This is a genomic window from Paenibacillus kobensis NBRC 15729 (genome assembly GCF_004000825.1).
GTDB lineage: Bacteria > Bacillota > Bacilli > Paenibacillales > Paenibacillaceae > Paenibacillus_T > Paenibacillus_T kobensis.
This window is the reverse complement of record NZ_BILZ01000106.1, coordinates 1-8,565: the sequence shown is the minus strand read 5'-3', so window position 1 is coordinate 8,565 and position 8,565 is coordinate 1. Positions and strand designations below refer to the sequence as shown.

Genomic DNA, 8,565 nt, shown 5'->3' with positions numbered 1-8,565 from the left:
GTGCCGATGCCGCCGGCGACCGCGACGTACGCGCGGCAGCCGGCGCGGGCTGCGCCGAACGTCAACGTCGCGCCGGCCGGCACATACACGGGACGCCACATCGCAAGCTCGCGGCCGTCCGCATGCGGCGCCATATCGGCGCCGGTTATGGCGATCAGCAGGTCTGCTTCCGCCATAAGCACCGGGCCTGCCAGTGTCAGCTCCAGCCCGGCGGCGGACTCGTCGTTGCCGACGAGCAGATTCGCTACGCGCAGCGCGTACTCATCCATTGCTCCCCCGCCGGACAAGCCTGCGCCCCTATGGCCGGGCCGCCCGCGGTCCTGCACGGTCGAATAAAGACCGGGCTTCATAACAAGCAAGCTCATGCCATACCGCCTCCCTGCTCCGCCATATTGCTGATGCTGCGGCTATACGGCTGGCTTCCAGCCTCAGCAGCCAGCTTTTCTTCGAGATGACGGTATTGTTCCTCGTCAATCGGCACGAATGATACCCGGTCGCCCGCCTTCAGCATCGCCGGCTCCCGGCGCGAGGCATTGAACAGCCTCAGCGGCGTTCTGCCGATTAACTGCCAGCCTCCGGGCACCTCCAGAGGATAGATGCCTGTCTGCCCGCCCGCTATGCCGACGGAGCCTGCCGGCACCCGCCGCCGGGGAGTGACGTGCCGCGGCTGCGCTAATCGCGGCGGCAATCCCGACATATACGGAAATCCCGGTACGAATCCGACAAGCGCAACCTGATAGGAAGCTTCCGCATGCGCACGTACGAATTCATCTTCACTCATCCCGCTGCGCAAAGCGCAAGCAGTCAGATCCGGGCCGTTCTCCGCTCCGTAACATACCGGTATATTAAAAATACTCTCTTCGTTCTTCCAATGAGCAGCAGGTGCAGCAAGCACCTTGCCAATCTCCCGCTCCGCAGCCGAATAAACCGGATGGCCATCCCATTTTAACGCTGAAGGCTCGTACACAACCGTAACCGTTGAGTAAGCGGGAATCACATCTACGATCCAATTTAGGCCCGATTGTCTAAGCCTGTCCGCAGCAGCAGCCATCCGCATCCAATCCTCGCCGCTGCCAAGTCCTGATTGCAGCTCGGCGACCAACGCGCGGTCTCCGAGAGGTGAGAAAATCCAACCCATTAATCCGCCGCCCCGTTCCTTCTGTATCGTCTTACCATTCTGATATAATTAAGTGTGGCGCATAGGCGCTGGCTTGTCTACTGCGATAAAACTTTTTTATGCTTCTTCTCGTTGGATGAAGCAGGAGGGATAACATGTTAAGCGCCAATCATCTTGGCAAACGATATAAATCAGGTTGGGCCATACATCCCATTACCGTCTCGTTCGGACCCGGCATGCATGGCTTGCTCGGACCGAATGGAGCAGGCAAATCGACGCTGCTGCGCATGCTCGCAGGTCTGCTGACGCCGACAACCGGCAACGCATTGCTAGACGGCGAATCCGTCCTGCAGACGTACCAATGCCGGCAGCGCATAGGCTTCGTGCCTCAATCATTCCGTATGTACGAACAACTAACCGGACTGGAAACGATACGCCATGCCATCCGAATGCGCGGAGCGTCTGCGGGCAGCACTTCCGACCGCGCAGCGGCAGCACTCGATGCAGTCGGCTTATCGGCGGAGTTGAACCGTCCCGTTCGTTCCTATTCGTCGGGCATGAAGCAGCGGCTAGGCATTGCACAAGCTATCGCCTCCGATCCGGAAGTACTTATCGTCGATGAGCCGACCGCTGGGCTGGATCCCGAAGAACGGTTCCGGCTGCGAAGCGTACTAGCCGAGCTGTCGCAGACCAAAGCGGTTCTGCTCTCAACGCATGTTCTGAGCGATATCGGCATATGCGAGCACATTCACGTCTTATGCGAGGGACGACTGCTATTCACAGGCGGCAAGGAGCAGCTTGCCGCTCATGCAAGAGGACTTGTCTGGCACTGGGAGACGAGCGAATCGGAATGGCGGCGCCAGCCGTCTGACGGTATTGTTGCCGCCAGACGGACGGAAGAAGGACTCGAATGCCGGGCGCTTGCGATGAACCAGCCGTATCCGTATGCGATAGAGACGGAGCCGTCCATGGAGGAAGGGTATCTTGCGTTGATCAGCGCGAGCACCCGCCATACGAGATGACGGCCGTGCACACGCTAAGGAGCAAGCTACCCTTCTATTCCGAAGCACGGGCATTCGCCCTGCACTTTCTGCTCGAATGCCGGCTGCTCATCCGGCTCCGGTGGCCGCTGCTGCTGCCGCTTGCTGCTGGAGGCTGGATATTGCTCGCGCTCATTTCGCCCGGTGATACGGTTCCCCCGCCGAACTATTACGCCGAAGCCGCGGAGCAACATGCCATCGTTCAATCGTTGTCCGCTCTCATACCTGCACTGCTCGGCGTCTTGCTCATGCGCCGGGATCTTATGAGCGGCCAGTTCGACTGGTCGTTCAACACGCCATTGCCGAACATAGGGCTCGTCGGAGCGAAGTTCGCAGCCGGCTTTGCCTATATGTGTCTGTACGTACTCTGCATCGCGGCGGGCGATGCGATCGCTTCCGCAAGGTTCGGCATTGACTCACACAGCATCCTGCGGGAAATGAGCTGGCTTGCGCTGCATTACGGAATCAGCTATGCCATTACGCTCGCGCTCGGCATGATTCTTGGCGCATGGCTTCCTGGCCGGTTCGCCCTGCCTATCGCATTTCTCGGCTGGGTGTTCGGCGCCTTCTTCCTGCAAGTATTCGCTCTGCAAGGGACGCGCTGGTATTTGCTTAAAGCGTTCATGCTCGTTCACCTGCTTACGAATAGTCCGGCTTTCGGCAACGATGCATGGGCTCCGTCCCTATATTGGGAAGAATATGAACGGCTCTCGCTGTTCGTAGCCGCTTTCGGTCTGTTCATGCTTACGGCAGCAGCAACAGCCGTATCGCGAATCCGTCCCGCCGCCCATGACCGGCGCCCGCTTACAGGAATGGTTATTGCCCTGCTCTTATCTCTGGCCGCTGCAATTCCGTATGGACTCATGTGGTCCGGCCGATACGAGCAGATGGACATCATCCGCAGCGCCTCCCCGTCTTATAGGGAGCTGAAAATGCATGATTCATTCCTATTCCGGATGGATAAGATGACAATCAAAGCACAGCGGACTCATAACGATAGGCTGATCGCGGAAGCGACAGCCGTTATTCCACTGGAGAACGGCAAGCCGCTCCCGGCAGCGCCTGGCATCTCGGAAGTCACGCAACCGGAAGACGGCCAGCTTTCCTTCCTGCTGCACCCTGCCTTGAAGGTCGATTCCGTTCGATGGAACGGCAGTGCGGCCGGTTGGAGCCGGGAGGGCGATCATGTCAGCGTAGTGATTCCAGACGATGCGAAATCCGGCAGCGCCTCAATCGAATTCCGCTATGAAGGCCGAATCAATGATTGGGCACGCTCGAACAATGCGGAAGGTTATTGGGCGTTCATTCGCGGTGAGTCGGTCTACTTGCCGGCATCGGTCGGCTGGTACCCGCTCCCAGGAGGCGACAGCTTGTTCTTCAGAGGCTTCACTTCCCTTGAAGCGCCTGGCGACTACGTTAACCGTATGGATGTGACGCTCCGCACGCAAGCCGATTTCGATGTGACGCTCACCGGCTTTGAAGGTCCGATGTTCGCTACGTTGCCGGCAGCCGCTCCTGTATCGTCCGTACCGTCAGACCGGCACTTCAACGGACACGATGCACACGGTTTTGACGTAATCGGCGGCCAATTCATTCAGATTGCCGGACCAGGCGAACCGTCTGGGATCGTCACGACCGAAGGAAGCCGCAACCGCGGAACTCTGCTGATGAAGCAAATGAACGATCTCAAATCGTATTACGATTCATGGCTGCCGAAGCCTCTTGAACTGCCGCGCCAAATTTGGATTAACGCCATATTCGACGTGACGCCTGGTACCGGCTGGCGAAGCAGCACCATCTGGAACGATACGATCATCCTATCCGAGAACGGTCACGATTCCTATACAGACGATCTGCAGCTTACAGCCAACATGATGCTCTTCGGCGATTTGGACAGAAGCGCAGACAGCTGGAGTCCGGATGCATCCGCAGAGCCGTCCATTTTGTTCGAGCTGCGCAACGCAATTCGGATGATGTACGACATCGAGCGGCCATCGGACACTCCGATCGAGGTGAATGCCGGCTCGAAGCAATGGCAGACCATCAAAGAGAAGATTAACGATGCAGTACGGTCCGGTCGCACGGATCAAGCCAAACGCGTGCTGGGCCGGCTATGGATCCAGTCCGATGGGTTGAAATCGCCGGCGGAACAACGGGTTATAGCTAGACCAGCCGTCACGATGCAGGATTGGAATACGGCATGGAACGAGGAGATGAAACAATGACAGACGACGAGCTCGTACTAGGAATGGCCCGAGGCGAACAGGCGTGCTTCGAAGCGTTCGTAAACCGCCATCACGCGCCGTTATCCGGCTATTTGCAAAGGCAGCTCAGAGACGTCCAGAAAGCGGAGGATTTCGTTCAAGAAACGTTTCTGCGGCTGATCAAGCAGTTGCAAAACCGGTCGGTCCCTGACAATCCGCAAGCATGGCTATACCGGGTCGCCTTGAACCTATGCCGGGACTATTGGAAAAGCGCGCAATATCAAACGGATAACCGGCTAATGGCGGAGCTGCCGGAGCAGCAGGATACGCGCTCCTCCGTCATTGAACTGGCTGAACGGCAAGAGACTCGTCAAGAGGTCATTCGGTCGCTTGATGGACTGCCCGACGTACAAAAACAAATTGTGATGCTTCGTTTTTTCCAGGATTTGAAACTGCAGGATATTGCCGAGACGCTGCAACTGCCGCTCGGCTCGGTCAAGACCCATCTGTACAAAGGGCTTCGCAAGCTCAAAGCTGTGCTGAAGCCGGAATCGTCCGATCAAGATAACAACCAAACGAGAGGAGGGAACCCGCATGAGTATGCGAAGCGATGATGAATTGAAACAATTGGAGCTCGAAATGAGCGAGCCGCTGAAATCCTATAACATCGCTCCCGTTCAGGCTAGCGACACAGCAAGACTGCTGCAGTCTCTTCAGCCCGCATTCAACGAGCTTGTAGCTGCTGCCGTTCCCGCCGCACCGCTGCCGGAAGCCGCATCCAGAAAGCCTCAAGTCTCGTTAGGCAGACTCGTTCGCAGCCAGATTAGAGCGTACTCGCGTGCGTATTGGGCAGCGAGCGCCGCATTGTTCGTCATGCTGCTGTTTATGGTCGACCGGCTTGGTTTAGCTTCGTCGTACAATGCAGCCGGATGGTTCTCCATCCTAATGCCTGCTGCTCTGCTCGGCGGTTTGCTCTACAGCTTCCGCACGTGGAACCGGGAAATGCGAATGGTGGAGAGCATCTCGCCTTATCCGCCCGCACTGCTGCTGCTGACGCGTTCGCTGATCGTCACGGGCTTGAATGTCGTACTTGGCGTCGCTGCCACCTTATATATGGAATGGACCGACAACCGGTTTGAAGCTCTGTCTTTCCTCACGGGATGGATGTCGCTCTATTTGTTAATCAGCGGCCTCGTCGCCAATATTATGCTGCGCAAAGGATTAAAGCCTGCGTTCATCAGCGGCGTCGTGCTCTGGTTCGTCTGGAACTATGGCAACACGTACATCAGCTCGGACCAAGCCTCCGCAATCGGCGACCAAGCTGAGCTTGCGGCTATGATTGCCGGCGTGCTGCTGCTGTTTGCCGCATACCGGCGCAGCCTCGGCATCCGTGAGATCAAATAATCCGGCACCCCGGAGAAGGAGATGCATTCTTGCTGCTGGAAATGCACAACGTACAATGGCAATACGGGGGCAAATCGCCATTCAGGCTGACCGTACCGAGATTGACGCTTCGCTCAGGCATAACGCTGCTCGTCGGCCGTAACGGCGCAGGCAAGACATCGCTGCTGCAGCTGCTGTCCACCGTATCGCTGCCCGATGCCGGAACCATCAGCTATGACGGATGGACATGTACCCATCATCTGCCCGATATTCGTTCGCAGATCGGCTACGTGCCGACCGGCATCGAACTGTATGAACAGTTGACAACGATCAAGCTGCTCCGTTACATGGAGCAATTGAAAGGCTTCAGCGGCTCCGTCGAGGCAAGCCGGGTCATGAACGCCTTTCAACTGGAGCCCTATCGTACACGCAAAATAAAAACGCTTCCGCATGGCATCCGGCAGCGGATTGCCCTTGCGCAAGCGTGGATCGGAAACCCTTCCTATCTGCTGTTAGATGAGCCGCTCAACGCGCTGGACGCAATCGAGCGGCTGCGGTTCATCCGGTATTTGGCTGCATATGCCCAGAACCGGATCGTCATCATCTCTTCACATGAGCTCAACGAATGGGAGGGATGGGCACAACGTATCGTATGGCTTAACGACGGCCGCCCCGCTTTCGACAGCTCTGCAGCCGATTGGGTGAGCGGTCTGCCTACGCGCGTATGGGAAGGGACCGTAGATGCCGAAACATACCGCGAACTTCCCGCGAACGCGGTCATCGACGTTCGTCCGCTGCAAGACCGGCAATTTGCTGTGCGGCTTATCGCTGCAGAACGTCCTTATCCTCATTTCGTCGAGCAGATTCCGACTTTGGAAGACGCTTATTTTATCCGAAGCCGGTCAGCCGCTCCTTATAACCCGTCCGTTAGGCCGCACGGCAATACCGGTTAATGATATTGACGAGCAGATCGTTGAGCGGAAGGACTTCATATTCCCCGACTGCCGGCTTCAAATGCCCGTTGCCGACTCCGCTGTGATCGGTCAGAAAGATATACGTGCCGCCCGTTGCGACAGCCATATAACGCATCAAATGCTCGGTTGCGATGTCGACGCCGCTGGAAGCGACCGGAATGATCCGGATGCCTTCCTCGGCTGCCCGCTCCGTCAACCGCTGCATTTGCTCTACGACGGATTTCTCATGATGCGGCGGCGCGTCCATGACAAGGAACAGCAGACGGGCTAATGCTTCTTGGCTCCATTCATGATTGTCGATCGCGTCCTCAACCGCCTCTTCCACAGCCTCTGGAAAGTCCCCGCCTCCGAAAGCCTCTTGATCCGCAATCTGTCTGACCGCTTCATCGACGTTGCGCGTGAACGGATACGGTTTCACCGTATAGTCGTCGTATATATCGCGGTAAAAATTAGGGCTGATTCGCAGGTCAAGCTGATTCTGATTGTCTTTCGCTACCCGGGTAACGACATCTTTAAGCTCCGCCTCCAAATAGTGCAGCTCATCCGACATGGAACCCGTTGTGTCGACGACGAGCATCAGATCAACGAGATCGGAAGGCTTCGTTGCCTCGTCCATCTTGATCTCCATCACGCGGCCCTGCTTCAGTTCAACATTCTCGAATTGCTTGCGTTGTTGGCCAGCCGTGACTTTCAGGCTGTACTTGGCGCTCCCGCCTTGCTCGACGAACAGGTACGGGAACAAATACGCCGTGCCGGACGCATTCGTGCGTGCCGTCCATCCGTTCTGCCCGTTGCCGCGGCTTAACGTCACGACGGCATCCGCAACCGGCTTGCCTGCTCCTGTAACTCGCACCTCAAGCCTGCGGAAGTCGTGGAACTTCCAATAAGGCATATATTCGCCGCCTTCTCGCGATTGCATCAGATCGTTCCACCGGGTCCACTCCATGTTGTCATCCCATTCACCGGCCGTCAGAATGCCTGCATTCGGCTCGTTTCCATTGCTGCGTGGCTCATCCGAAGCGCCGTCCATTTCGACTTCCTTGCTCGAATCAAGGTTCTCTGTCTTTACCGTCGGCTCTTCAGCAGCCGCCGCTTCGTCAGTATGTGCGGCCTCGCCGGATGCAGCCGTATCGTTGGCAGCTTTGCTGTCTTCGCGCGTTGAAGATTTTGTGCTTGCAGCGGAAGATTCATGGTCTGCTTTGCGTTCTCCGCCAGAGGACGAACAGGCTTGGAGCAGTACAACCGCCATAAGCATGAATAAGAACACTAATCTCTGGACTTTTGCTATCATATAGACAGCCCCCTTATCTATGTTCTACCCAATAGACGGTGCGCGCTTGACGGAAGTTGCAAAATAAAGGAAAGGCTTATACAATCGGAAAAACGGCTCCGAAGCATGTCAGGCAGAGGGGATGAACGTTACGAGAGGAGCACGATTTAATGGCAATGGAAGTCATACCCATTCAACAAATAACGATAACGGGCAATGACGGCGAAGCGAGAGAACTCTCCTTCTCATCCGCTGAATTGTTTATTGTTACCGATCACGGCTCGCGCCAATGGTACATTGATACGAACGAGGCCGGTCCAGCCCAATTGCTCGACCTTTATTATACGAGCGATAATATCCAAGTCCGCCTGTCGGCCGCAGCTGCTGACGGACGGCACTTTGAAGGTACAGCTTACTTTCATTCAAATGTACCGAAGCAGGCATGCGTCCTTCGCGGAGACGACGAACTGCAAGAAAGCAAATAGACGTATAGCTGCACATCATTCGGTTTGCCCGAATAGAAGCTTGTCGTGTGTTGTGGAAAGGTGCGAATCGGGGCACGAACTTGAACCCGGAA

8 protein-coding genes and 1 pseudogene are annotated in these 8,565 nt (G+C 56.6%); 6 read left to right on the top strand and 3 right to left on the bottom strand.

Annotation, left to right across the window (positions count from 1 at the left end; genetic code table 11):
• Together PKO01S_RS27905 and pxpB are read right to left on the bottom strand one after the other, a co-directional pair.
• A pseudogene (locus PKO01S_RS27905) lies at positions 1 to 269 on the bottom strand (biotin-dependent carboxyltransferase family protein); the annotation flags it as partial.
• A gap of 92 nt (positions 270 to 361) precedes the next feature.
• Positions 362 to 1,138 (bottom strand): 5-oxoprolinase subunit PxpB, encoded by a 777-nt coding sequence (pxpB, locus tag PKO01S_RS27900; protein ID WP_127534710.1) that lies wholly within the window; start codon positions 1,136 to 1,138, stop codon positions 362 to 364.
• 134 nt (positions 1,139 to 1,272) lie between these two features.
• Here pxpB and PKO01S_RS27895 point away from each other — a divergent pair, with 134 nt between their 5' ends.
• Genes PKO01S_RS27895 through PKO01S_RS27875 form a run of 5 tightly spaced genes read left to right on the top strand, consistent with a single transcriptional unit; the run spans position 1,273 to position 6,697 of the window.
• Positions 1,273 to 2,139, top strand: coding sequence for an ATP-binding cassette domain-containing protein (locus tag PKO01S_RS27895; protein ID WP_127534709.1), 867 nt, complete (start codon positions 1,273 to 1,275; stop codon positions 2,137 to 2,139).
• A complete protein-coding gene (locus tag PKO01S_RS27890; protein WP_164779818.1) occupies positions 2,028 to 4,382 on the top strand; it encodes a hypothetical protein in 2,355 nt (784 codons plus the stop codon). Before PKO01S_RS27895 ends, PKO01S_RS27890 begins: the two co-directional genes overlap by 112 nt.
• Positions 4,379 to 4,975: an RNA polymerase sigma factor gene (locus PKO01S_RS27885; RefSeq protein ID WP_127534707.1), complete on the top strand. Its 597-nt coding sequence runs from the start codon at positions 4,379 to 4,381 to the stop codon at positions 4,973 to 4,975. Before PKO01S_RS27890 ends, PKO01S_RS27885 begins: the two co-directional genes overlap by 4 nt.
• The gene (locus PKO01S_RS27880; RefSeq protein ID WP_127534706.1) at positions 4,956 to 5,765 is read left to right on the top strand and encodes a hypothetical protein; all 810 of its coding nucleotides are present in this window, start codon (positions 4,956 to 4,958) and stop codon (positions 5,763 to 5,765) included. The genes PKO01S_RS27885 and PKO01S_RS27880 overlap by 20 nt, the downstream gene beginning before the upstream one ends.
• Before the next feature lie 29 nt (positions 5,766 to 5,794).
• Positions 5,795 to 6,697, top strand: coding sequence for an ATP-binding cassette domain-containing protein (locus tag PKO01S_RS27875; protein WP_127534705.1), 903 nt, complete (start codon positions 5,795 to 5,797; stop codon positions 6,695 to 6,697).
• On the opposite strand, the gene PKO01S_RS27870 is transcribed toward PKO01S_RS27875, so the two are convergent.
• Positions 6,672 to 8,009 (bottom strand): VWA domain-containing protein, encoded by a 1,338-nt coding sequence (locus PKO01S_RS27870; RefSeq protein WP_127534704.1) that lies wholly within the window; start codon positions 8,007 to 8,009, stop codon positions 6,672 to 6,674. The two genes, PKO01S_RS27875 and PKO01S_RS27870, sit on opposite strands and share 26 nt — an antisense overlap.
• Positions 8,010 to 8,158: 149 nt before the next feature.
• Between PKO01S_RS27870 and PKO01S_RS27865 the strand changes: the two genes are divergently transcribed.
• Positions 8,159 to 8,473 carry a hypothetical protein gene (locus PKO01S_RS27865; protein WP_127534703.1) on the top strand — a complete coding sequence of 105 codons (315 nt, stop codon included), beginning with the start codon at positions 8,159 to 8,161 and terminating at the stop codon, positions 8,471 to 8,473.
• Positions 8,474 to 8,565 lie beyond the last annotated feature (92 nt).